Origin of the sequence: Oxalobacter vibrioformis, assembly GCF_027118995.1 — a bacterium.
Taxonomy (GTDB): Bacteria; Pseudomonadota; Gammaproteobacteria; order Burkholderiales; family Burkholderiaceae_D; genus Oxalobacter; species Oxalobacter vibrioformis.
Genome location: NZ_CP098242.1, coordinates 1,823,144 through 1,847,927, shown reverse-complemented (window position 1 = coordinate 1,847,927; position 24,784 = coordinate 1,823,144). Strand labels below are relative to the sequence as shown.

Here is a 24,784-nt window from a genome sequence, read left to right as displayed (position 1 = left end):
GCCGACAATGCGCATACTTTTGATTGAAGACGACAGGCTGATCGGGGACGGCATCAAGGCCGGGCTTGGCCGCATGGGATTTACGGTTGACTGGTTCCCTGAAGGGAAACAGGGACGGGAAGCCATTCATGCCGCCCGGTACGATGCCGTCATACTCGATCTTTCCCTCCCCGGTGAGGACGGGCTGGATATCCTGGCGCACTGGCGCTCGCGCGGCCTGGTGGAGCCTGTCCTCATCCTGACCGCCCGGGATGCGCTGGAAGAACGCGTAAAAGGGCTTAATACCGGTGCCGATGATTATCTGGGCAAGCCCTTTGCACTCGAAGAACTGGTCGCCCGGCTGCATGCGCTTGTCAGGCGGAGCTACCGGGAAGTTGCCCCCGTACTGACACATGGCCTGCTCAGTTATGATCCGGCGGCAAAAGCCGTTTCCCTGAATGGGGAAAACATCCGGCTCAGCCCGAAAGAACTGATGCTCGTTGAGCTTTTCCTGTTAAGCAAAAAAAATGTGCTCTCCAAAGGCGCGATTGAGGAAAAACTGTATGCCTGGGGTGAAGAAATCAGCAGCAATGCGGTGGAAGTTCATATCCACCACATCCGGCGCAAGCTCGGCAGCGGCTTTATCCGGACCATCCACGGTATTGGCTACACCCTGGGAGATACCTGAATGACGCCCTCTTCCAACAAGCGCCCTCCTTCACGATGGAGCCTCCAGCTTCGCCTGAGTGCCTTTTTCACCCTGGCTGTCACTATCGCCTGGCTTTTTGCCGCCGCTTTTGCCTGGTTTGAATCCGCTGAATATATCGATGAGTTTTTTGATACACAGCAATTGCTGTTTGCCAAAAGACTGGCGGCTTCAGACCTGAAATTTGCCCCCCGGCCTGAGGGCATACCCGCTGTTTTCTCCAATAAAAAAGCCAAAGGGGAAGTGGAAGAAGAAGCGCTGCGATTTGCTATTTTCAGCCCGAACGGTGACCTGTTGATGAGTGATGGCATATCGGATGAACGTTTCTGTTTCCGCCCTGGGATGGAAGGGTTTGAAGATGCCACCATGAAAGGCAATGATGACCTCTGGCGCATTGTCTGGCAACCGGCAGTCGATCACAGCTTTATTGTTGCTGTCGGGCAGAAAAAAGAATACCGGCAGGAAATGGCGCTGGAACTGCTGGAAGAACAGATGATGCCCTGGATTGTGATGTTGCCCATCCTGGCTGTCGGCCTGATCATCATGGTAAGGCGGGAGCTTTCCCCGCTGCGCATGGTGAAAAACGAGCTGGAAAACCGCCAGCCCGGCAATGCAGCCCCACTGCCGGCAGAACAGATGCCGCCGGAAATCCGTCCCCTGGTTTTATCGCTTAACAGCCATTTTGAACGGGTGGCATCGCTGCTTGAGCGTGAACGCGCTTTCATTGCCGATGCAGCGCATGAACTGCGCACCCCGCTGGCCGGGCTCCGTATCCAGGCAGAAGTCGCCCAACTGTCAGAGAATGATCCTGAAGCACTCAATACCGCCCTGAAAAACCTGATCAGCGGCATCGACCGCAGCAGCCGGCTGGCGGATCAACTGCTGGCACTCTCGCGCATCGAGGGGATGCAGGCGCTGTCAGCCGCCGGAAAAGAATATGAAAACGCAACGCCTGTTCCTGAAGAAGCCATCCATTGGCCTGAGGTCGTTAACGAAGCGGTATCGGAATACCTCCCCCTGGCAGAAAAAAAGGGCATCACCATGCTTGTATCAAATGATTCCCTGCCGCCGCCCGTGAATACACAACCCGCGCTGCCACGTATGCTGATGCGCAACCTGCTGGACAATGCGGTGCGGTATGCTCCTGAAAACAGCGAAGTCCGAATTATCCTCAAAACCAGTGGCATCACCATGGAAAATACCGGCCCGGCTCTGCCGGACGAGGCTTTTTCACGGCTGGGAGAAAGATTTTACCGCCCGCCAGGGCAGGCCGAGCCCGGCAGCGGCCTGGGTCTTTCCATCGTACACCAGCTTGCCGGCCTTTTGCGCATAACCGTGTTTCTGGAAAAAAAGGACACGGACAACCCGGGACAGATCAAATACATCGCCCATATCCGGCCAGCCGGATAAATCATGTGCCAGGGCGTGTTAACACGCCCTGGCACACCACCTGACACCATCATTGCCCTATATCAGCACCTGCTTTTCCATTAACGCCTATCCTCATTCTTGAGTCCACTACCGGATGCAATGAGAAAAGATCATGAGCACACTGGAAATGTCACCCATTTCACGCAGCTGGTGGCTGCTGGTCGTCTATGGAATAGCAGCCATTTTTTTTGGTATTGTGGCACTGGCTTCACCGCTTGGAGCTGCCGTTGCCATGGCCTGGGTGATTGGCATCCTGGCGCTGGGTGAAGGCGTAGCCTCCCTGATTGCCGCCTTTTCAAAAAATATTTCCCTGTCAAAAGGATGGCTGCTTTTTTACGCGGTGTGCTCCATTCTTTTCGGGCTCGTCACCATCATGAACCCCGAGGCGGTTGCCAGCATGCTATTGATATTTTTTGCGGTGTGGCTGATTATTGCCGGTATTTACCGCATCGTTTTTGCCATCCAGGCACGAAAACGCCTTGAAGGGGAATGGATGCTGATTGTCAGCGGTGTGCTGGCCATCGTGCTGGGTGCCATGCTGATCGCCCAGCCGCTCACCGGCATGATCATCACGACCATCTGGATCGGTGCCATGGTGCTGGTTTACGGCATTTTCCAGATCATGGCCGGCATCCAACTGCGCAAGCTCTGAAGAAAGCCCTGAGCGGAAATTCCTGGCAATCACTGGTACAACCCTCACTGGTTCTGCCCGAAAAATCCGCACCATAATGCCTGCATCATTTCACTTGCCATGGTCGAAAATGACCGCAAAGGAGCATGTCATGAAAGCAGGCAACAAATTCATCACGATCCTTGGCTGGATGGCAACGGCCATGACCGTTGTGATGTACTCCTCCTGCATGGATCAGATCCATCTCAACCTGAACGGCACAAAAGGGTCGGTCATCCTGCCGCTGGCAACCACAATCAACTGCACGCTCTGGGCGGCTTACGGATGCATGAAGGAAAAACGGGACTAGCCGATAATCGTCGCCAACGTACCCGGCATTCTTCTGGGTATGGTTACCCTGATTACGGCACTTTAAGGCAGCCTACTTCTGTTTGTACCCATCGATGGGGCATTCTTTTTCCCGCCAGGCCCTGAAGCCGCCCCGGATATGGGCAACCGGTGAAAGCCCCATCATCTGTGCGGTCTGGGTTGCCAGTGCAGAACGCCAGCCGCCTGCGCAATAAAAAACAAAATAGTGCGGCTCGGAAAAAATCGGCTTGTGGTAAGGGCTTTCCTGGTCAACCCAGAACTCAAGCATGCCGCGCGGACAGTGAAATGATCCCGAAATATAACCATCACGCTCAATCTCGCGGATATCCCGTAAATCCATGAATTTGGCTTTTCCTTCCTTAAACAGGGCAAGCGCCTCTTCGACCTCCAGGGTCGTGATGTTTTTTTCCGCTTCTTTTAGCAGTTGTTTGTATCCGATTTTCGTTTTCATTGTATGTGTGGTGACAGTGAATATATCCTGATTCTGCCATGACAACACCACGATTCCAAGGGGAGAAACCCCGGAAAACCGCAAATGGGCAACACTTCATAATAAAGTATTTTCCGGTATTGGCCTGGAGGCATTATGCGATTCATGGTATTGGGCAACATCCTTATCAGCAGCGCCCTGCTTCTGATCATCCGCGAAACAGCACGATATGACGACTGGCAATTTACCACCGGACGCGCCGAAAACTGGTATGTCACCACCTGCCGGAAAGAAAAACCGCTTGGCGAAGAAGGAAACAGTGTGCGTGCGGCCATCGCCGGAGAAGCCGTACATGAATGAATACACCATTCTGACCACCGACTATCCCAATGAATCCGTCACCGTCCGGATTGATAGCATACGCGTCATGCAGGGCTGGTCTGACAAAAACAAAATCTTTGTTTTTTTGCTTGATCCCCGGATAGCGGACGAACTCGAAGTTGTCGTCCGTTTCAACACACTTCAGGGGAAAATCGGATCAAAATGGAATCCGAAAGTGCGAAAAACCAGGAAAGGAGAAATGATCATCACGGTGCCTCACCCGGTCACACCAGAAAATGCCTGGGAGTAAAGCCGGTATCTGGTAACACGGCAGCTTTTGCTGCACAATGGGCAATACTCTGGATTAACTGAAAGTACTTCGCACATGAACAAGAAAAAAAGACAATGGACAATTGATCTGAATGCCGCCACCGCCACAAGCCATGATGGCTGGGTATTTGCCTTCAGCGAAGCGGATGATGATGATGATGCCCTCGACGTGGAGTGCCTGGACCATCCGGAAAATCTTTCCGAAAAACAGCTCAATGCGGCTGAAGCGATCGCCAGCGAAGCAGCCGACGCCTTTATGGAAGCCATGGGCGAAAGCGAAGCCATCACGATTGACAATGATGGCAGGGAAATCAGTCAGACCAGTTTCTGGGAATCCGGACTCGCTGAAAACGGCTATGTTTTTGTCAGCCTCCATGAGGGAGCCATTCGCATGCTCGTTCCGCCCTCAGCCGAACCATCCTATCTTCCTGAGATGAAAACGGGAAAAAAAATACTGATCGAGCCAAGCGAACAGCATGACGGCAGCCTTGACTTCGTTTTTGATGACGGCACGGATGCTCCGTTCTGGGTTGTCGTGGACACCCGGCAGATTGATGCTGAAATCCTGCCCGGCAAGGATATTCCCTTTTCTGTTTATACCCGAAAAGGAAAACAGCTTGAAATGAAAGCGGAAGTCCGCCTGCCGGAAACGGCCGCCAAAAAGAAAAAATAACCGCCAAAGCACAAATGCAGGGCCCACATGGTTGTCCCGCCTCTTCCGGTCATGCTACATTTAAGCCTGATGCTTTTGGCTGGTTGTATCTTCCAACCTCGACACTGCTGAAAGGAGCAAAGCATGAGTGACCTGGAAACCCTGCTGATGCGGGACCGGCTGACCGACAAGGCCGTGGATTTGTGGAAAACCTACCTGACCGGTCAGGACGCTGTCTATGAGTTCAACCCGGGAACATTCAACAGCGAATCCTTTTCCGTTCCCGTATCCATGCCGCTGGACCGGACCACCTGTTATGAAATGGAAGACAAAATCAGGGAAAGCATCCGTGAGGCCATCCAGCGCGGCCAGTCACGCTGGATCGCTTACTTCAATGTGGATGGTGACGGCCAGGATATCATGACCCTGAATCTGCGGCTCGGGCACATCACGTGGCGCAGCATTAATTACTTTCCCGTGCCGACCGGGCGTTGGCTTGTCACCAAATTAAGCCTGCGCGAAGTCTATCAGGAAGTCGAAAAGCTCCTGCACGAAAACTCCCAGTTTGCCCTTGAGCAGTAACGATCCCTGACATTTCCTCCCGCGTGACAGACGGCCTTGCATTGAAGATGGCCGTCGTTTTATTTCTTTTCCTGTTGTCACTGTTTGCATAACAGCAGCGCCATCCGGCTTTCTGTTGTGACAAATCAATCCCTTTTCCCCTGCTCTCCTGTCTTAACCTGAGGGAGAGGCAGCGCAAAAAGGAAACGCATCATGCCGGAAATGAAGGCAACAGAAGCATTCGTCATGTCCAAAGTATCATGGAGCAGCGTACTGGGCGGTGTTACCACTGTGCTGGCAACATCCATACTGTTTTCGGTACTGGGGATGGCGATGGACAGGATGCTGCCTGATCCGGATGGCAGCCTGACGATTACAGCCGGCCCGGATCTGTGGTCTGTCATCGCGCTGCTGGCAAGCTTTGCGCTTGGCGGCTTTATTGCGGTCATGCAACCGGAATTTATCCCGTCACAAATGGCAAATGCCCGTGATGATGCCGTCCGTTCACTGCAAACGCTGCGCCTTCACCCGGATAACTATGCGAGCATCCTCTCTGATCTGATTGATCGCCTGGACCAGCGTATGAGTGCCATCACGGAAGACATCGATCAGGAACATGCCATTCGCGGGCTGATGAAAAATACCCGGATGAACGGAGATGAAGCACGGGTTAATCTGATTCGCCTTTTGGCAGAGCATCAGCAGGCTACCAATCTGGCCTGTGATGTGCTGGGAGAAGCGGAAGGCCGCCTGCGTGCAGCCCAGCTTGAAATTGATGACATACTGGAAAATGCCCGTCAGATGTCTGAGACACTATCCCGTACGATTACCCGCTCGGCACTCGGCGCCTTCTTCACCCTGGTTCTTTGCGCCCTTCTCCGCAGTTATAGTGGCTATCTTGGAACGATCCGGCAATTGTCCTGGCAAAGACGGAAAAAAAAGATGGTTACAGAAAAAGAAACCCCGGAAAACCGGCAGCACCCTATGTAATCGATATCAAACCAGCTTTTTCCCTCCACGCTATAATTTCCGAAAAAGGAGGTCCAATATGAAAAAAAGCATCTTTTTTTGTTTTTTCCTGAGTGTCTTTGTCTTTGCCGCCTGCAGTGCCACGCCAGAAACCAGCCCTGTCGCGCCTGCTGCCGTTCCGGATATTCATAACGCGCGTAATGCACTTGACTACGAGGGAACCTATCGCCCGCATGCCCTGATTCCGGCAAACGGCTTAAGTGAAATTGAAATCAGGGCAGAAGGCAGGTACAGCTATACCACCGGTACAGGCGCCAAAGTCACCGGCAATTTTCGATGGGATGATTCCGGCAGCCGGATCATCCTTGATCATGCCGCCGAAATACCACTCGTTTTTTTTGTGGGAGAAAATCACCTGAAGCTTCTCAGCAAAGGGCCACAAGAAGGGCTTGTCTTCCAGAAGGAGGGCATGTAGTACCCACTGGCAACCTGATCTGACAGCCCTGAAAAAGCATTTTTTTCAGGGCTTTTTCATGAATAAAGCCCGGTGGCTTCATGCTATATTGCGATATCTGCCCGATTGCAGGCCCACAAGAGGAGAGGTTCATGAGTGAAAAAGAAAAAGCGGATGATACGCTGATGCCGGTCTGGGCATCCATGCTGTCAGCCAGTCTGAAACAGACACTGATTCTGAGTTATCTGAACAAGAAATTTCCTGGCGCCATCCAGGCCATGTTGCAGGAATTTGACACACTGTCCGACATGCTTGATATCCAGCCTGAAGTCAAGGAGGATATCACCAAAACCCTGGATGGCCTGCCGAAAATGAGTGAGGAAAACAATCCCTTTCGCATCATTTCAAATGAAATCATGGCAGACACGGTAATCCAGACGCTCATACTGCGGTACTTCATGAAATCAAACCCGGATATGGCCCGGGCCATGCTGGAAGATTTCCAGCTTATTCTAGCTGAGCTGAACCTGAATGACCCGGTGAAAGAGCGCGTGACCACATCACTTTCAGAATTTCTGCCGGAATAATTGCCGGGAGTTTTTACTGCCTGTTGCCCGACAGTTTTTCATACAAGGCAAATAGCTTATACTGGAAAAAGGCCAGCAAAACGCTGTCGGCATCCTGGTATGACATCACCCGGCACGCCATGCTCCTCCCTTATTGTCAACGGTAACGGGACACGTCATGTTTGAGTCAAAACAGCACTCGCTCTCTTTTCGTCCCTTCATCCTGTGTACGGGCCTGGTGTCGCTCCTGTGGATGTTTATGGCATGGTTTGCCGTAGATGCCTATGTCAGCCTGCAGGCAGACAAGTCCTTTATCGAAACCGAAAAAAAAACCTATAACGCCATTATCGAACTCCGTTCGGGGATGGAAAAAACCTTCAGCATCCTGCATGCCGTACCCGGCATTGTCAGCCGCGTTTCCGAAATACGGCGAATGCTCCATTACGCCAACGCCCGGCAGGATAAAGCCCTCACGTCATCCGAGGCACGGCGTACCATCTATGAAAAAGATCCTTATTTCGCACCCTCAAGCCGCTTCCTTGCCGCAGCCGTCAACGATCTCACCGCCATCAGTGCGCTATGGGTAATGACGCAGGATGGCATTACGATAGCGGCAAGCAATGCGGGGGGAAAAGAAAGTTTTGTCGGTGAGAATTTTTCCCGCCGTGAGTATTTCCATGCCGCCATGATGGGCAAGGAAGGACTGCAGTATGGTGTCGGCTGGACCAGCCATACCGCCGGTCTTTACTTTTCTGCTCCTGTTTGGGATGGCGACAGCATTATCGGTGTCGTGGTTGCCAAAATCGACATACACTATCTGGATTCGATCATGAAGCAGACCAATGCCTTTCTGATTGATGCCTATGGCGTCATCATTGCCGCCAGCGACCCGCAGTATGAAATGATGGTGATGCCGGATGCCGCTATCCAGTCCGTCAGTGAAGAAAACCGGATGGCACGCTACCGGCAAAAAAGCTTTGATCCCCTGCCAATCTCCGCCTGGAAAGACACAGTGGAAACGCCATTTGTCCGGATTGGCACAACGGAAAACCCGTTTTACATCCTTTCCGCAAAATTCCTGGATGGCCAGCTCAAGGTGATGATTGCCATGGAAGCCCCCTTCCTGGGATCGAAAAATGAAGACCGCAGCCTTATTTTCGCCGTACTTCTGGTTACCGGTCTACTGATCATCCTGTTTTCCAGCTCGATGATTTATCAGGTGAAGAATGCGGGGCTCGTCAAAGAAAACAAGAGACATCAGGATATGCTGGAACATCTGGCCATGCATGATGTCCTTACCGGTGTCTATCGCCGCGGCATGACGGAAACCATTATTGAAAACGGTATACGAACTGCATCAGAGACCCGCTCTTACTTTGCTGTCATGTTCGTTGACCTCGATTTTTTCAAGGATATCAATGATAACTACGGTCATGCTGCGGGAGATGAAATCCTGAAAGAAACGGCACGCCGTCTGCAGGGAGCCATTCGGAAATCCGATAATGTCATCCGGTATGGCGGAGACGAGTTTATTGTCATTTTAGGCAATATTGAATCACCGGACATCGCAGGCCACATCGCTTCCCACATCCTGCAATCGGTCAGACAACCCATCATGGTCAATGGCGAAGCAATGTCCCTGACCGCCAGCATAGGCATCGCCATTTACCCGGATGACGGCAATGCGCCGGAACCCCTTTTACTTCATGCTGACACCGCCCTGTACTATGTCAAGGAAAATGGACGGGCGCATTATGCGTTTTATGATAAAAGCCAGCCGCTGGGTACAAAAACCCAACCCATTGAAAATTAACAACTTTTACAAATAAAGCGCCACAAATAAAAAAACGTTGCCCCGGCTCCTGATATCAGAACACATTTTTGTTTCCGGAAGGCACCAAAAATGTGTTGAATTCCAGCATTTTCATCTAAAATAGCGTAATTCCTGCCAGCAAAAAAATAATTTGTCATGCCCATGTAATCCAATGGGGAAGCTGACCGGGAAAGATTGGTATCACCAGAACACCGGATTCACAAAATCCGGCATCTAAATCCGGTCTGGACCTTTATACACAAAAGGCAATGTTAAACGACAACTCCGACCAACTATCAAGCCGTCCATTCATCATCACATCCGCGTTGATGTCATTGATATGCATGGTGGCTTCCTGGTTCATTGCCCATGCCTATGTTTCATGGCAAACCAACCAGGCCTACACTGTCACGGAAAAAAGAGCACGCATTGCCATTGGTGAGCTTTACGAAGGCCTGCACCGGACCATGAGCCTTTTACATTCGTTTCCGGCCATCATCAGCCGCGATGAAAACATACAGCAGACACTCAGGGAGTTCAACCACCGCCCCGAGTTGACCAGCATGCCGCATGAAAACCGCAGCAAATATCTTCACCAGTACCCGACTGTGGCAAAAGCCAGCCGCGAACTGGCCGAAGCGGTAAAAGATATCGGCGTCATCAGTGTTCTGTGGACAATGAGAAAAGATGGTATTGCCATTGCCTCCAGCAATGCGGACACGCCGGAAAGTTTCTCCGGCACGAATTATGGTGACCTGGATTACTTCAAGGCTGCCCTGCGGGGGGAGAACGGGCAGCAATATGCCATGGGGCGCCGGACCAATATTCCCGGCCTTTTCTTTTCTTCCCCGGTACGCGCTGGCAATGAGATTATTGGCGTTGCCGCCGGCAAAATCGATCTTTCCTATCTCTATAACTGGATCAGCCAGACCAATGGCCTTCTTATTGATGAATACGGCGTGATCATTCAGGCTGCTGATCCGGAATACGAAATGATGGCGCTGCCTGGAGCGGAAGTCGGCAAACTTTCCGAGAAACAGCGGCAGACACGTTATCAGCAGACTGAATTCAAGACATTGGAACTCAAACCATGGGATAGCGATTCCGGTTCACCCATCTACAAACTCGGTGAAAGTGAAAAACCTTACTATGTGCTTTCGACCGAACTCAAGGATCATCACTTAAAGCTGATGATCGCAATAGAAAGCCCCGCCACCGCCGAGAAAAGTACCAAACGCCAGATTCTCTTTGTCACACTTGCCGCTGGCGGCATGCTCTTTATCCTGCTCGTTGCCGCACTGACTTACCACTTCAAGGCGCTCCAACTGGCCAGAAAAGCCAGGGCAAGACAGGAACTGATCGAACATCTGGCATCCCATGACAGCCTCACCGGTCTGTACAGCCGTTCATTGACTGACCAGTTGATTACCCAGGGCATTTCCATCGCTTCCCGAAGCGGTACCCGGTTTGCGGTCATGTTTATTGATGTGGATCTTTTCAAGGATATCAATGACAGCTTTGGCCATGAAATCGGTGATGAAGTGCTGCGCGAACTGGCAAACCGGATCAAAACAGCTGTCAGAAAAACCGACATCGTCATCAGGCATGGTGGAGATGAGTTCATTATCATCGTCAATGACATTCGGGATCCGGAAGACGCCGCCGGCATGGCGGTAAACCTGCAGTCCAGCATCCAGCAGCCTTTCCTTATCCAGAATACCTCTTTAGTACTGTCTGCCAGCATCGGTATCGCGATTTATCCCAATGATGGTGAAACACCATCACTCCTGCTGCGCCATGCGGATACGGCACTTTATAACGTCAAGGAAAAGGGCAGGGCAGACTATTCCTTCTACCAGACCCAGATGTCAGTTGACCTGGCCGCGCGCAAGACACTTGAGGCCGACATGATACGGGGCCTCAAGAACAATGAGTTTTTCCTGGTATACCAGCCGCAGTACTCACACATCAAAGGGGGTATCACTGGCTGTGAAGCACTGATTCGCTGGCGTCATCCCACCAGACGGATTGTTCCTCCCATCGAATTCATACCCGCCGCAGAACGCTCCGGATTTATCGGCACGCTTGGTGAATGGGGCTTGAATGAAGCCTGCCGCCAGGCCAACGAGTGGCGTGAGACGCTGGGTGAAATACCGGTTTCCGTCAATCTCTCGACCGTCCAGTTCCAGCGTTCGGATTTGCTTGATATCGTCCGCCGGGTGGTCAAACAACACCATGTCACGCCTGGCGCACTGGAACTGGAAGTCACGGAATCTGTCCTGATGTCTGATACTGAACGAACCTTCGGCATCATGCAGGAAATGAAATCCCTGGGAATTCGTATCAGTATTGACGACTTTGGCACAGGCTATTCCAGTCTGGCCTACCTGAAAAAATTTGATGCCGATGTCCTGAAGATTGACCGTACTTTCGTCAGTGACATGGAAAACAACTCAAACGACCGCGCCATCATCAGCGCAGTCATCAATATGGCACAAAGTCTTGATTACCATGTCATTGCAGAGGGTGTTGAAAGCAGGGAGCAATATGACCTGCTGATGGAAATGGGCTGTTATGCCATCCAGGGTTACTGGTTCAGCAAGCCCTTGCCTGCAGATGAATTTGCCCGTTTTTATACCGAAAACCAGGACAAAATGGCATAACAGATTCTGCCCCTTCTTCTCTCCTGATCTCATGAACAACTGCTTGTCTCCTGAAAAAGCGATGGCAGAATATCATCCTGATAATGTCTTTTTTTTACAACAACTCCACAAATAATAATGATTCTCATTTACAAGTTACATCATTCTCATTTAAAATTTATGCGTAAGGACACTGTGATGTCATAAAATATCGCGCATAAAACAAAATTGTTTTAATTTCCAACTTTTTACACAACCCATTAACTGGATTTTTTATCATGAAGAAAAAAATATTAGTCTTGGCCGTGCTGGGAGCAGCAGCAGGAATGGCCCAGGCACAAAGCAATGTTCAAATCTACGGTACAGTTGATACCGGGTATATCAAGGAAAGTGGCTCTGACGTCCGCATGGGCGAAAATGCAACCAACCTGATTGGTTTCCGCGGTTATGAAGATCTCGGTGGCGGCCTGAAAGCCACCTTTGAGCTGGAAAAACAGTTTAATCTCCAGGACGGTACGACCATGGATACCTTCATGGGAGACAAATTGAGAGGTCAGGAAAGCGCTGACTGGCTTGGTGCAGCCAACATCGGTCTGGAAGGCAACTGGGGTAAGGTTCGTTTTGGCCGTGTCCAGGAAATCTCATTTGAGTATTTCTCCTCCCTTGATCCCTTTGAGCAGGGAACAACCGGTTCATCACTGGCACTGTACAACATGACCCACTCCGAGCAGCTTGCCAATACGGCTCGCTATGACAGCCCGGAATGGAATGGCCTGGGCTTTTCCGCCAACGTTAGCCTGGGACAAGACAGACGCGATAACTCCGATGACAACAAAAATATCGGTTTCGGGGGTGGCATCCACTATGACAATGGCCCGCTGGTTTTGATGGCAAACTATAACCGCCTGGCAGACTCCAATGAGTCCTGGGTCTGGAATATCGGTGGCGGCTACGAATTCGGCCCGGCACGCGTTACTGTTGGCTATCAGTCCAGCAAGTTCAAGGATCAGAAAAATTCCGAGGTCTATCTGGCAAACCCGGATGATTTCCAGAAAATGGATCAGGAAGAATGGATGATCGGCCTGACCTATGATATCGGGCCAGGTCAACTGAAACTCGCCTATAACCGTGCCAGCATCGACAACTGGAAAGAAGGCAAGGATGGCGATACCGATAAATTTGCACTCGGCTATACCTATGAACTGTCCAAGCGCACAGCAATTTACGGTGTGGTTTCCTACACCGACAGTGATAATGGACTGGTCGGCAGCGTATACAACAATAATGGTGCAGAAAGATCAGAAGTCTATGGTATTCAGGTTGGTATGACGCATAACTTCTAAAAAGTTGAGAGAGGGTGTTTCACCCGGGGGGACTGTGAGGGGCAGTCCCCTTTTTTATCGACGAAATGTGTCGCAACGCCGTATAATGCTCCATTATTGCGGGCGTAGCTCAATGGCAGAGCAGAAGCTTCCCAAGCTTACGACGAGGGTTCGATTCCCTTCGCCCGCTCCATACCTCCCGACAATTTCCCCAGTTAATTGATCTTATCTGCCAAATGAATGGCAAACCGCTCGCGATAGTCACGCGGTGAAAGCCCTGTCACCTTGTAAAACACCTGCCGGAATGCACCGGCATCATGATAGCCGACATCCAAGGCAATCTGTTCGATACTGCGCTGGGTAAGCTCCAGCAATTCACGAGCCTGGTTCACGCGCAACCGCTGGGTATATTCTGTCGGCCTAAATCCGGTAGCCGCCTTAAAGCGGCGAAGAAAGGTTCTTTCACTCAATCCGGCACAAGCCGCCATTTCCTGCAGTGTGCCCCTCTGCCTGCCTGTGCCTGAAGCCAGTGCTGTACCTTGGTACAGCCTCATCGCCCTGACTGAAATCAGGCAGAAAACTTCTGAAATAATGCTGCGAATGCCTGCCTGGGTCCATGACCAGAAAACGGGCGGTATGCGCGCTGATACTGGGGCCGAGCAATCGTGCAACCAGGGCCAGCCCCGGATCAATCCATGCCATCAGCCCCGGCAGTGACAATATCTCCATCGTCAATGACCAGGCGATCGGCATCAATCCTGACGGCAGGAAAACGCCCAGCCAGTTCCTCTGCCAGGCACCAGTGCGTCGTCACTGTTCGTCCGTCAAGTGCGCCGCTGTGCGCTAAGACAAACGCTCCGGCACAGACTGATGCAAGAATGGCAGCACGTGCGTGCCGGGCACGAAGCCAGTTGAGCATCGGCCTGATAACAGCATCTTCCGGGCGCTCTCCCAGACAGGGTGGCGCCACAATCACCACCGGCTTTTCCGGGTATCCGGGGTGGCTGTCAAAACAGCAGAGTACTTTCTCATCTGTTTCAGAGAGCTTCCAGTGGCGCACCCGCAATACCGGCAAACGGGTATCCGCATTTTCTGCCGCAATGCGGTTGGCCACCCCGAAAAGATCTGTCAAACCATGGATAGCTTGCCTGTTGTGCGCCGGGATAACACAACAAGCCGATTTCATGTACATCATCTGAAAGTTGCATTTGTCAGTTTCTCCCCCGATATTGCCGATCCGGCCAATCCCGGAAAACAGGCTTCCGGCCGAGAATACAGTCCTTGCATCAACTTAACAAGGAGCACAAAATGCAGAAACAGGCACTGATTGTGGTTGACATCCAAAACGATTATTTCCCCGGCGGCAAGTGGGTTCTTGATAACATTGAAACGGCTGCCGCCAATGCCGGACGGGCCCTTGAGGCCGCGCGCAAATCAGGTGATCTGGTGGTGCATATTCGCCACGAGTTCCCCGATGCCGATGTGCCGTTTCTTGCGCCAGGCTCTGCAGGTGCACAGGTTCATCCTGCCGTTGCGGAGCAGCCTGGCGAACCGGTCATACACAAGCAGCAAATCAACGCATTTTATGAAACGCAGTTACAGGCTGTTTTGCAAAAACATGCCATTGAACATCTGGTCATCACTGGCAATATGAGCCATGTCTGTATTGATGCTATCGTTCGCGCTGCCGCAGACATCTGCTATACCGTCACCGTACTGCATGATGCCTGTGCTACCCACGATCAACAATTCAATGGCATCCATATTCCGGCTGCCCAGGTACAAGCCGCATTTATGGCCGCGCTTGCTTTCGGCTATGCGAAAGTCATTCCGACAGACGAATATCTCAAGCAGGGCCGTTAGGTATCCATCAAAAGAAATCGCGAAAGGAGCCAGCAGTCACTTTTATGCCGGCTCCTTTCTGCGATGAGGCTGACATGCGTTTTCCGGCAGGAACAATACTGGCGTTCATGCTGCGTTAACAGGCATAATAGTGCTTTTGTCAGCCCGGTTGATTTTCATGAGTGAACAATCTGCAGAAAACAAAAAAGGCAAGCCGCTTTTTTATGACCCCACAGAACACCGCATCCGCAGCTTTGTCACCCGGGCAGGCAGGCTTTCTGCTGCACAGGAACGCGCCATCAATGAACTCGGCCCCCAATACTGCATTCCCTTTGAAAAAACGCCGCTGGACTTTATGGAATCATTTGAGCGGGTAGCCGAAACGATACTGGAAATCGGTTTCGGCATGGGAGAAACGACCGCACAGATTGCAGAATCCATGCCTGAGAAGAATTTCCTGGGGGTGGAAGTACATACACCCGGTGTTGGAGGGCTTTTAAAACTGATTGATGATCGCGGCCTGCGAAATATCCGCATAATCCAGCATGACGCAGTAGAAGTGATCACCCATATGATCGCGAAAAGTTCACTTGATGGCGTACATATCTTCTTTCCGGACCCCTGGCATAAGGCCCGCCATAACAAAAGACGGCTGATACAGCCACCTTTTGTGCAGTTTCTGACCACCCGGCTCAAATCAGGCGGATATATCCATTGCGCAACCGACTGGGAACCGTATGCCGAGCAGATGCTGGATGTGCTGGAAGGCGAGCCTTTCCTTGAAAACACCGCAAAAGACTATGCGCCGCGTCCGGACTACCGACCGGAAACCAAATTTGAAAAACGGGGGCGACGGCTGGGACACGGTGTCTGGGATCTGGTCTTTAAAAATCGCTAGGCTCAAGTGGGATCGCTCTCTACTACTTGCAGGATAATCTTGCCGATATGATTGCTGGACTCCATCAGTTCGTGTGCCTGCATGACACGGTCCAGCGGGAAAATACGGTCAACCACTGCCTTCACACGCCCTGATTCCAGAAGCGGCCAGATGTGTTCACGCAGATTTTTGGCAATCTCCCCCTTGAATTCGACCGAACGGGGACGCAACGTGGAACCGGTAACCGTCAGGCGCTTATGCAAAAGCTGTCCGAAGTCAATCGTACCCTTGCGCCCGCCCAGGTGGGCAATCATGACCAGCCGCCCATCCTCGGCCATGCAATCCAGCTCACGCTGGATATACATCGCACCCATGATATCAAGGATGACATCCACCCTTTCCCACCGGTTTCCCTTTTAACGATATCAACAAAATCTTCTGTCATGTAATTGATACCGCGAACCGCACCGAGACTTTCCGCCGCCTGGCATTTTTCCGGTGTCCTGGCCGTGGCAAAGACACGATGGCCAAGTGCAGTGGCAATCTGGATGGCCGCCACCCCGATACCGGATGTACCGCCCTGTACCAGCAGGGTTTCCCCCGGCTTGATGGCTGCGCGATCAAAGATATTGCTCCAGACGGTAAAAAAGGTTTCCGGCAAAGCGGCAGCCTCGACAAAAGTCAACCCGGCAGGCACAGGCAAACACTGCGGTATGGGTGCTATACAATATTCGGCATATCCCCCGCCCTGTAAAAGCGCACAGACCTTATCACCCATCTCAAATCCACTGCTTTCAAGCACGCCGCCGGCAACCACCCCTGCCACTTCAAGACCCGGAATCTCGGACGCGCCTGTCGGGGCGCTGTAACGCCCGCGACGCTGCAACACATCCGGTCGGTTGATACCGGCTGCGTGAACCCGAATCAGCATGTCACCCGGGCGGGGAATCGGAACCGGCAGATCAATCATCTGCAACTGACCGGTGTCACCTGTATTACCAGACTGTACGATCTCAATGGCTTTCATGATGCAAAACTCAACAAATGATGTAAGCAGACCTTACATGATAATCCCAAGCCGGAAAAAAAGCATTGCAAAAAAGGGCAATGCCGGTGAATCACCCGGCTTCTTTCCCGCTGTTTTTCCTTCCCGGACAAAAACCCATAAAAAAACCTCCTGTTAGCACAGGAGGTTTTTTTGACGCAAGTGAAGGCTTATTCAGCCGCTGGTGCCTCTTCTGCTGCCGCTTTCATCGACAGCTTGATACGGCCACGATCATCCGTTTCAAGGACTTTCACACGTACCTGCTGGCCTTCCTGCAGATAATCCGTAACCGCATTCACGCGCTCAGTGGCGATCTGGCTGATGTGCAGGAGACCATCCCGGCCCGGCAGGACCTGGACAATCGCACCAAAATCAAGCAGCTTCAAGACGGTACCGTCGTAAATCTTGCCGATTTCAACAGATGCCGTCAGCTCCTCGATACGGCGCCTGGCTTCCTGGCCTGCGGCGCCATCAACCGAAGCAATCGTTACCACACCCTCATCGCTGATATCGATCTGGGTACCGGTTTCCTCGGTAAGGGCACGGATCACCGCCCCGCCCTTGCCGATCACATCGCGGATTTTCTCCGGATTGATCTTGATGGTAATCAGGCGCGGTGCAAAGTCGGACAGCTCGGTCTTGAACTCCGGCATGGCCTGCTGCATTTTGCCGAGGATGTGCATCCGGCCCTCTTTTGCCTGGGCCAGCGCCACCTGCATGATTTCCTTGGTGATCCCCTGAATCTTGATATCCATCTGCAATGCAGTAATACCATCAGCCGTACCGGCCACCTTGAAGTCCATATCGCCCAGATGATCCTCATCACCCAGGATATCGGTCAGCACCGCGAATTTGCCGCCTTCCTTGATCAGGCCCATGGCAATACCGGCCACATGCTTCTTGATCGGCACACCCGCATCCATCAATGCCAGGCTGCCGCCACAAACGGATGCCATGGAAGATGAGCCGTTGGATTCGGTAATCTCGGAAACCAGGCGAATGGAATAGCTGAATTCATCCGGTGATGGCAAAATGGCTGCCAAACCACGCTTGGCCAGGCGACCATGGCCGATTTCACGGCGTTTGGGCGTACCGACACGACCGGTTTCACCGGTAGCAAACGGCGGCATGTTGTAGTGCATCATGAAGGCATCGCTGTATTCCCCCATCAGTGCATCAATTTTCTGGTTATCACGTGCAGTACCCAGCGTTGCCACAACAAGCGCCTGGGTTTCACCGCGCGTAAACAGCGCCGAACCATGGGTTCTCGGCAACACGCTGGTGCGGATTTCAATCGGGCGCACCGTACGGGTATCACGACCGTCAATACGTGGTTCTCCCTCTAGGATCTGTGAACGGACAATCTTTGCTTCCAGGTCAAAGAGGATATTGCCCACTTCCGTTGAATCAGGCGCATCCTCACCCTTTGCCGCCGCTTCAGTTGCCAGCGCCACATTGACCGTTTCGGTTGCCTGACGCAGCTTGCTGGTACGGGCCTGCTTCTGGCGGATCTGGTAAGCTTCACGTAAAACCGGCTCGGCAACACGGGTCACAGCAGCAACCAGCGTTTCCTTGCTGGCTGGCGCTATCCACTCGATTTCCGGCTTGCCGCCATCACGAACCAGTTCGTCAATCGCATCAATCACGGCTTTCATCTGCTCGTGACCATACACCACGCCCCCCAGCATGATTTCTTCAGAGAGTTCCTGTGCATCAGATTCGACCATCAGCACAGCCTGTTCGGTACCGGCCACCACCAGATCCATCATGGATGCTGCCAACTGTGAGGAGGTCGGGTTCAGGACATACTGCCCATCCACATACCCCACACGAGCAGCGCCCAGCGGGCCGTTGAATGGAATACCGGATACGCAAAGCGCAGCCGATGCGCCAATCATGGCGGGAATATCCGGGTCAATTTCCGGGTTGACTGACAGGACATGGATAATGACCTGCACCTCATTGAGATAGCCTTCCGGAAAAAGCGGACGGATCGGCCTGTCAATCAGGCGGGAAGTCAGGGTTTCCTTTTCAGAAGGACGGCCTTCACGTTTGAAAAAACCGCCCGGTATACGGCCGGCAGCATAACTCTTTTCGATGTAATCCACCGTCAGCGGGAAAAAATCCTGTCCCGGACGGGCTTCTTCCCGTGCAACAACCGTTGCCAGTACAACCGTATCATCCATTGATACCAGAACCCCACCGGAAGACTGGCGTGCAATTTCGCCGGTTTCAAGCGTCACGGTATGCTGACCATACTGGAAGGTTTTGCTCACTTTGTTAAACATTCTGTTCCTTTCAAATTTACCGGCAGTGTTTCAGGCGCTGCCGTTCACCTCATTCATGAAAGCGGGTAAACATGCTCCTGCTTTCCTCTCTTGCGGTCTACTTTACGACCTTTTCACAACACAACAGTTTGACTGTTCCATAACGAAATGCCCGCGACAGAAACCTGACGCAGGCATTAACAACAAGATACAACCGGTAGATAGCGTATCCGCAATTATTTACGCAATCCGAGTTTGCCAATCAGTTCACGATAGCGATTGACATCTTTTTTACGCAGATAATTCAGCAGATCCCGGCGGCGGTTAACCATCATAAGGAGACCGCGACGGGAATGGTGATCTTTCTTGTGTGCCCTGAAATGATCCTGGAGATCATTGATCCGTGCGGTCAGGAGCGCCACCTGCACTTCCGGAGACCCCGTATCGTTCGTGCTGCGAGCGTTTTCCGCCACAATAGCAGCCTTGCTTTCTTTTGCCAAAGCCATAATACTACCCTTTCACATGCGACAACAGGAGTCGGAACCCCAAGGTGTCGTGATTACAAACAAAAAACTGGCCAAAAATCAGCCAATGGCGCAGTATAAAGTAAAAATCTGTTTCTGTACAAATATCCTTCCACGAAATTTGATAAATTTTGAAGAAATAATCTGCAAGGAGAACAGAATGAAGCGTATCGCGCTCTTTTTTACCCTGTTTTTGGCATTATGCCTGACCGGATGTGCCATGTTCGCCCCGCCGCCGGATCCGGGCACCCCGGAACAGGCCATCCTTGAGCGTTATGGCAAACCCGCAGCAACCTACCCCGATGGCGAAACCACCCTGTGGGAGTATCCCGGCGGTTACTGGAGCCAGGAAACCCATATGGCAAGGATGGACAAGGACAAACGCCTGATTTCATGGGAACAGGTACGCACCGACGCGAAATTCGGCACGCTCACTATTGGAAAATCCACTGCCAATGATGTCCTTAAAACTGTTGGCAGGCCAACTGAAACCTCTCAAATCCATATGAACAACTACAAGGTCTGGACTTATCGCTACAAGCAGGATGGTGTCTGGGATTCTGTCATGCATGTGATGTTTGATGACAACGGCATCGTTCAGAAAATGGAAACCGGGCGCGATCCGCTATATGATGATGACAGAGGGATGTGGGGACGAACCGGCGTGGGCATCGGTGTTGGTGGTGGCCGTTGGGGTGGCCGCGGTGGCGGCATCGGTATAGGCATCGGATTTTAACGCCCAAAATACGCGGAGAAAATGACATGAGAGGATTCTTGTATGCACTGATGCTTTTAACCGCTGTGCTGGCAACCGGCTGCGCCAATAAATACGCAACGCCGCTCCCGCCGGGTTCAACAGAAGCAGAAGTGATTGCCCGTCACGGGCAGCCAACCGCACGCTATCAGGAAGGTGACATCACCCTCATGGAATATGCCAGCGGCTACTGGGCCCAGTATGCCTTTTTTGCAACAATGGATGCCAATGGTCACCTGGTGAAATGGGAGCAGGTATTAACCGATGAAAAATTCAATACACTGGAAGTGGGCAAGGCAACAAGAACCGATCTGTTAAAAACCATTGGCCATCCTGCAGAAATTACGCGTATCTACAAGCATAACTACGAAGTCTGGACTTATCGTTACAAAAAAGCCCTCTCCTGGGACTTTGTCATGCATTTCATGTTTGATCCGGATAACCCGAACAGCACCGTAAAAATGAAGGAGAGTGGCATTGACATCATGTATGATCCGGGCGGCGACTGATCGGGTAGGCAGATGGTTATAAGACGCCGCCTTATCCTGCTGTTTTCACTCGTCATACTCTCCGGCTGCGCGGCCATATTCGGCCCGGACCTTTTTCCAGGTGAACCCGAAGAAGCCGTCATTGCCAAGTATGGCAAGCCGACCGCCCGTTACCAGGACGGCGACATTACACTGCTTGAATATGCGAGCTTTTACGGGCAGCAGACCTATATGATCCGCCTGGATGCACAGCGCTGCTTCGTTTCCCGCGAACAGGTCCTGACTGTCGAGCAATTTCAGGCCATTCGTATCGGGAAAGACAACATGCAGTCTGTCCTGCTGAAAATAGGCCAGCCCGCCGAAAAAGACTTTCTGGTACTGAAAAATTTCACCGTCTGGAGCTACCGCTACAAGGAATCCGGCATCTGGGATTCCATGATGCACATCAAATTCGACACTAACGGTATCGTCCGCGACAAGGAAAACGGCCTCGATCCTTTATATTTCCCACGAGGCGCAATCAATGATAATTCCGGCAGATACGTTAACCTGATTGTTTCAGCGGATTGCGAAGCAAAACGCTAAAACGGCCTCGATCCGTTATACTTGCCCCGGGGCTGAATGGATTCAGACCTGCACTGTAACATTTCAGCCAATGACGCAACAAGTCCTCAAAGCAACCTCAATCCGTTAAATACTTGCCACACGCAAAAACGTACCTGCTTTTATCCTATGAAAACACATCCACTTGCAAAAACCCGCGAAGAAATCCGCAAGGCGCGCATTGCCGGCCAGATGGCCGCGCAGGTCCTTCACATGATCGGCCCATACGTCAAAGCGGGCGTTACGACGCTCGAACTGGACCGAATCTGCCATGACTATATCGTCAATGAACTCAAGGCAACGCCGGCAAATATCGGCTACATGGGATACCAGCATACGACCTGCATCTCGGTAAACCATGTTGTCTGCCACGGTATCCCTTCAGACAGAAAGCTGAAAAACGGCGATATCCTCAATATTGACGTGGCGCTCATCAAGGATGGCTGGTACGGTGACACCAGTAGGATGTACACCGTTGGCGAAGCCGGAATTTTAGCAAGACGCCTTATCGACACGACCTATGAAGCGATGATGGCAGGTATCTGGCAGGTACGTCCGGGCAGTACCCTTGGCGATATCGGCCACGCTATCCAGACCGTGGCCCACCGGGAAGGTTTCAGCGTGGTCGAGGAATACTGCGGGCACGGCATCGGCATGACTTACCACGATGAGCCCCAGGTGCTGCATTTCGGCAAAAAAGGCGCGGGCATGGTGCTGGCAGAGGGCATGATCTTTACCATCGAACCCATGATCAATGCCGGGAAAAAACAGGTACGTCTGATGAAAGATGGCTGGACTGCTGTTACGAAAGATCACTCCCTTTCCGCACAATGGGAGCATATGGTGGCGGTTACCGCAGACGGATATGAAATCCTGACCCCCTGGCCGCAAACAGTACCACCACACATGACATAACGCATACCGATCCTTCATTCACCAGACAAGTTGTTAACCTGTTTGTGTCTCACCTGAAGTAATATGATACTTTCCGAAAGTATAAATAAATGTGCGCCGGTACAGCGGGTTTCCCCCCAATAGCAAGAAACCACAAATGCCTGTCTGTCACCAATAACTGGAGCGCTCCTGGTAGACATTGTCTGATAATAGGAGAAGCGTGTGAACCTGCCCAAATCCCCTGACAGGGTTATTGCCGAAGAAATTATTGAACGAAGCCCTTCTGTTGCGCTCCGCGTAACTGGTGAAAACGGAAAATGGGTAACTACTTTCATTACAGAAAATATTGCTGCTTATGGTTACAGCAAGGATGATTTTCTGACCGGGAAAATAACGTGGACAGGGATTGTTCATCCGGACGATATTGATGAGCTGGTTACCGCACTGGATACTTACGAAGCGAACGGCGTTGATGAATATACGACGGTTTACCGGGTGATAAAAGCGGACGGTACGCCCATGTGGGTCATGGATAACAGCAATGTGGTCCGAAATGAAAACGGCGAAGTAATCTATGCGGACTGCATTATTACAGACTATACCGATACAAAAAACAACCTGGAAAAAATTGGAGATAATTTAAGACAGCATGCTGTCTTGAATGACATTCTTCAGGGACTACACAAATCCGACCTGGACAAATCCCTGCAGATACTCCTTGACCGGACCGGTGTCTATCTTGATATCAGCCGTGTCATTCTGTTTGAAGACAGCCCGGATCACACGCAATGCAAGGCCTCTTATGAATGGTGCAACGAGGGCATCTCATCCATGGGAGAGTTCACGATAGATTATGAAAAGGATCTTCCTGAAGTGGCGGATGACCTGAAAAAATACGGTCGCAGTATTATCAATTATGGCGATATTCCGGAAGGATCTGCGGATGAGTTTGATCACGAAGGGGTTATCGCTGCCGCCATTTTTGCCGTTTACATACAGGAAGAACCATTTGGATTTATCTGCTTTGATGAATGTATCAAGGAACGGCAATGGGATAAGGCCACACTTGTGTTCCTTGAAATGAAGTAGTTTGAATCTAATCTGACAGTTATCTCTTGCAAAGGAGAGAGTTACCGGTTTTGATATGGGTGTCGAATCCGTAAACAAAACCTTAAGGAGGTAACTCTCATGTTACATACTACCAATCCGATCATCAAACACAAAGTCGGGCTGCTTAATCTGGCATCCGAGCTCAATAACGTATCGAAAGCCTGCAAAGTCATGGGCGTATCACGTGATACCTTTTATCGCTATCACGAGCAAGTAGGACAAGGGGGTATTGATGCCCTGATAAACCAGAGCAGACGTGTTCCCAATCTCAAGAACCGGACAGAAGAAGCCACAGAAAAAGCTGTTGTTCAATATGCCATCGACTACCCGGCCCACGGTCAGGTCCGCACCAGTAATGAGCTGAGAAAGCTCGGCATTTTTATATCTGGCAGCGGTGTTCGATCTGTCTGGCTGCGCCATGACCTGGAGAACTTCAAAAAACGCCTGAAAGCACTGGAAGCCAAGGTAGCCAGCGAAGGTATTATTCTCACGGAAGAACAGGTTGCCGCTCTTGAGAAGAAAAAGCAGGATGACATCGTTCATGGCGAGATAGAAACCGCCCATCCGGGTTATCTGGGTTCTCAGGACACCTTCTATGTCGGTACCCTGAAAGGAGTAGGCCGGATATATCAACAAACGTATGTTGATACCTATAGCCGTGTTGCTCACTGTAAGTTGTATACCAGCAAGACACCCATTACCGCAGCAGATTTGCTCAACGACAGGGTGCTGCCGTTTCACGCATCCCAGGATGTACCGGTATTACGCATCCTTACGGATAGGGGAACAGAGTTCTGTGGCCGCGTTGAGAACCATGATTATCAGCTTTATCTGGCAATCAATGACATCGATCACACGAAAACGAAAGTCAGGTCACCCCAGACAAACGGTATCTGTGAGCGCTTTCACAAGACTGTTTTACAGGAGTTTTACCAGGTGGCATTCCGGAAAAAACTGTACTACGATCTGGATTCACTGCAATCCGATCTGGACAACTGGCTTCATTATTACAATAATGAACGAACCCATCAGGGAAAAAATGTGCTGTGGCAGAACGCCCATGCAGACCTTTCTTGATGGATTGAATGTCTGGAAGGAGAAAAATCTGATCCAGATGTAATCTGACAGATACCCAAACAAAACCGGCTTCTGTCAGATCAGGTCTAAACTACTACACTTGAAAACATTTCCCAACTGGTTTCCA

26 protein-coding genes, 1 tRNA gene and 2 pseudogenes are annotated in these 24,784 nt (G+C 51.4%); 23 read left to right on the top strand and 6 right to left on the bottom strand.

Annotation, left to right across the window (positions count from 1 at the left end):
- The first annotated feature begins 7 nt into the window (after window positions 1-7).
- The 4 genes from NB640_RS09195 to NB640_RS09180 all read left to right on the top strand — a co-directional run bounded on the left by NB640_RS09195 (window position 8) and on the right by NB640_RS09180 (window position 3,096).
- Window positions 8-667: a response regulator gene (locus tag NB640_RS09195; protein WP_269308417.1), complete on the top strand. Its 660-nt coding sequence runs from the start codon at window positions 8-10 to the stop codon at window positions 665-667.
- Window positions 668-2,095 (top strand): ATP-binding protein, encoded by a 1,428-nt coding sequence (locus NB640_RS09190; RefSeq protein WP_269308416.1) that lies wholly within the window; start codon window positions 668-670, stop codon window positions 2,093-2,095.
- 133 nt (window positions 2,096-2,228) lie between these two features.
- Window positions 2,229-2,768, top strand: a complete 540-nt coding sequence (locus tag NB640_RS09185; protein ID WP_269308415.1) for an HdeD family acid-resistance protein — start codon at window positions 2,229-2,231, stop codon at window positions 2,766-2,768.
- Window positions 2,769-2,898: 130 nt separating this feature from the next.
- Window positions 2,899-3,096 (top strand): hypothetical protein, encoded by a 198-nt coding sequence (locus NB640_RS09180; RefSeq protein WP_269308414.1) that lies wholly within the window; start codon window positions 2,899-2,901, stop codon window positions 3,094-3,096.
- Window positions 3,097-3,168: 72 nt separating this feature from the next.
- Here NB640_RS09180 and NB640_RS09175 read toward each other — a convergent pair whose 3' ends face one another.
- Window positions 3,169-3,567 (bottom strand): rhodanese-like domain-containing protein, encoded by a 399-nt coding sequence (locus NB640_RS09175; protein ID WP_269308413.1) that lies wholly within the window; start codon window positions 3,565-3,567, stop codon window positions 3,169-3,171.
- Window positions 3,568-3,702: 135 nt separating this feature from the next.
- Between NB640_RS09175 and NB640_RS09170 the strand changes: the two genes are divergently transcribed.
- The 11 genes from NB640_RS09170 (at window position 3,703) to NB640_RS09120 (ending at window position 13,369) form a co-directional block, all read left to right on the top strand.
- Window positions 3,703-3,906 carry a hypothetical protein gene (locus NB640_RS09170; RefSeq protein WP_269308412.1) on the top strand — a complete coding sequence of 68 codons (204 nt, stop codon included), beginning with the start codon at window positions 3,703-3,705 and terminating at the stop codon, window positions 3,904-3,906.
- Entirely contained in the window at window positions 3,899-4,177 is a 279-nt protein-coding gene (locus NB640_RS09165; RefSeq protein WP_269308411.1) for a hypothetical protein, read from the top strand. Before NB640_RS09170 ends, NB640_RS09165 begins: the two co-directional genes overlap by 8 nt.
- 75 nt (window positions 4,178-4,252) lie before the next feature.
- Window positions 4,253-4,870, top strand: a complete 618-nt coding sequence (locus tag NB640_RS09160) for a hypothetical protein (protein ID WP_269308410.1) — start codon at window positions 4,253-4,255, stop codon at window positions 4,868-4,870.
- Window positions 4,871-4,993: 123 nt separating this feature from the next.
- On the top strand, window positions 4,994-5,431 hold the full coding sequence (locus NB640_RS09155) for a hypothetical protein (RefSeq protein ID WP_269308409.1): 438 nt from the start codon (window positions 4,994-4,996) through the stop codon (window positions 5,429-5,431).
- Between the two features lie 192 nt (window positions 5,432-5,623).
- On the top strand, window positions 5,624-6,400 hold the full coding sequence (locus tag NB640_RS09150) for a hypothetical protein (RefSeq protein ID WP_269308408.1): 777 nt from the start codon (window positions 5,624-5,626) through the stop codon (window positions 6,398-6,400).
- Window positions 6,401-6,458: 58 nt separating this feature from the next.
- A complete protein-coding gene (locus NB640_RS09145; protein ID WP_269308407.1) occupies window positions 6,459-6,854 on the top strand; it encodes a hypothetical protein in 396 nt (131 codons plus the stop codon).
- Window positions 6,855-6,985: 131 nt separating this feature from the next.
- The gene (locus NB640_RS09140) at window positions 6,986-7,420 is read left to right on the top strand and encodes a hypothetical protein (protein ID WP_269308406.1); all 435 of its coding nucleotides are present in this window, start codon (window positions 6,986-6,988) and stop codon (window positions 7,418-7,420) included.
- A 157-nt stretch (window positions 7,421-7,577) separates the two neighbouring features.
- A complete protein-coding gene (locus NB640_RS09135; RefSeq protein WP_269308405.1) occupies window positions 7,578-9,212 on the top strand; it encodes a sensor domain-containing diguanylate cyclase in 1,635 nt (544 codons plus the stop codon).
- 329 nt (window positions 9,213-9,541) lie between these two features.
- The gene (locus NB640_RS09130) at window positions 9,542-11,875 is read left to right on the top strand and encodes a bifunctional diguanylate cyclase/phosphodiesterase (protein WP_269308404.1); all 2,334 of its coding nucleotides are present in this window, start codon (window positions 9,542-9,544) and stop codon (window positions 11,873-11,875) included.
- A gap of 257 nt (window positions 11,876-12,132) precedes the next feature.
- Complete coding sequence (locus NB640_RS09125; RefSeq protein WP_269308403.1) at window positions 12,133-13,197, top strand: porin; 1,065 nt, start codon at window positions 12,133-12,135, stop codon at window positions 13,195-13,197.
- Window positions 13,198-13,295: 98 nt separating this feature from the next.
- Window positions 13,296-13,369 (top strand) — tRNA-Gly (locus tag NB640_RS09120).
- A gap of 22 nt (window positions 13,370-13,391) precedes the next feature.
- Here the strand turns inward: NB640_RS09120 and NB640_RS09115 are convergent.
- Together NB640_RS09115 and NB640_RS09110 are read right to left on the bottom strand one after the other, a co-directional pair.
- Window positions 13,392-13,730, bottom strand: coding sequence for a helix-turn-helix domain-containing protein (locus tag NB640_RS09115; protein WP_269308402.1), 339 nt, complete (start codon window positions 13,728-13,730; stop codon window positions 13,392-13,394).
- Between the two features lie 134 nt (window positions 13,731-13,864).
- Window positions 13,865-14,371 (bottom strand): DJ-1/PfpI family protein, encoded by a 507-nt coding sequence (locus NB640_RS09110; RefSeq protein WP_269308401.1) that lies wholly within the window; start codon window positions 14,369-14,371, stop codon window positions 13,865-13,867.
- Window positions 14,372-14,484: 113 nt separating this feature from the next.
- On the opposite strand from NB640_RS09110, the gene NB640_RS09105 reads away from it, so the two are divergent.
- Window positions 14,485-15,039: a cysteine hydrolase family protein gene (locus NB640_RS09105; protein WP_269308400.1), complete on the top strand. Its 555-nt coding sequence runs from the start codon at window positions 14,485-14,487 to the stop codon at window positions 15,037-15,039.
- A gap of 157 nt (window positions 15,040-15,196) precedes the next feature.
- Window positions 15,197-15,916: a tRNA (guanosine(46)-N7)-methyltransferase TrmB gene (trmB, locus tag NB640_RS09100; protein WP_269308399.1), complete on the top strand. Its 720-nt coding sequence runs from the start codon at window positions 15,197-15,199 to the stop codon at window positions 15,914-15,916.
- Window positions 15,917-15,918: 2 nt separating this feature from the next.
- Here the strand turns inward: trmB and NB640_RS09095 are convergent.
- From NB640_RS09095 to rpsO, 3 genes and pseudogenes are all read right to left on the bottom strand, one after another.
- A pseudogene (locus tag NB640_RS09095) lies at window positions 15,919-16,922 on the bottom strand (NAD(P)H-quinone oxidoreductase).
- A 188-nt stretch (window positions 16,923-17,110) separates the two neighbouring features.
- Window positions 17,111-19,228: a polyribonucleotide nucleotidyltransferase gene (gene pnp, locus NB640_RS09090; protein WP_269308398.1), complete on the bottom strand. Its 2,118-nt coding sequence runs from the start codon at window positions 19,226-19,228 to the stop codon at window positions 17,111-17,113.
- Window positions 19,229-19,443: 215 nt separating this feature from the next.
- Entirely contained in the window at window positions 19,444-19,713 is a 270-nt protein-coding gene (gene rpsO, locus NB640_RS09085) for a 30S ribosomal protein S15 (RefSeq protein ID WP_269308397.1), read from the bottom strand.
- Between the two features lie 178 nt (window positions 19,714-19,891).
- Here rpsO and bamE point away from each other — a divergent pair, with 178 nt between their 5' ends.
- The 6 genes and pseudogenes from bamE to NB640_RS09055 all read left to right on the top strand — a co-directional run bounded on the left by bamE (window position 19,892) and on the right by NB640_RS09055 (window position 24,700).
- The gene (bamE, locus tag NB640_RS09080; protein WP_269308396.1) at window positions 19,892-20,467 is read left to right on the top strand and encodes an outer membrane protein assembly factor BamE domain-containing protein; all 576 of its coding nucleotides are present in this window, start codon (window positions 19,892-19,894) and stop codon (window positions 20,465-20,467) included.
- Between the two features lie 26 nt (window positions 20,468-20,493).
- Entirely contained in the window at window positions 20,494-20,994 is a 501-nt protein-coding gene (locus tag NB640_RS09075; RefSeq protein ID WP_269308395.1) for a hypothetical protein, read from the top strand.
- 12 nt (window positions 20,995-21,006) lie between these two features.
- Window positions 21,007-21,558 (top strand): hypothetical protein, encoded by a 552-nt coding sequence (locus tag NB640_RS09070; RefSeq protein WP_269308394.1) that lies wholly within the window; start codon window positions 21,007-21,009, stop codon window positions 21,556-21,558.
- Window positions 21,559-21,705: 147 nt separating this feature from the next.
- A complete protein-coding gene (map, locus tag NB640_RS09065; protein WP_269308393.1) occupies window positions 21,706-22,491 on the top strand; it encodes a type I methionyl aminopeptidase in 786 nt (261 codons plus the stop codon).
- A gap of 201 nt (window positions 22,492-22,692) precedes the next feature.
- Window positions 22,693-23,559 (top strand): PAS domain-containing protein, encoded by an 867-nt coding sequence (locus tag NB640_RS09060; RefSeq protein ID WP_269308392.1) that lies wholly within the window; start codon window positions 22,693-22,695, stop codon window positions 23,557-23,559.
- Between the two features lie 99 nt (window positions 23,560-23,658).
- A pseudogene (locus NB640_RS09055) lies at window positions 23,659-24,700 on the top strand (IS481 family transposase).
- Window positions 24,701-24,784 lie beyond the last annotated feature (84 nt).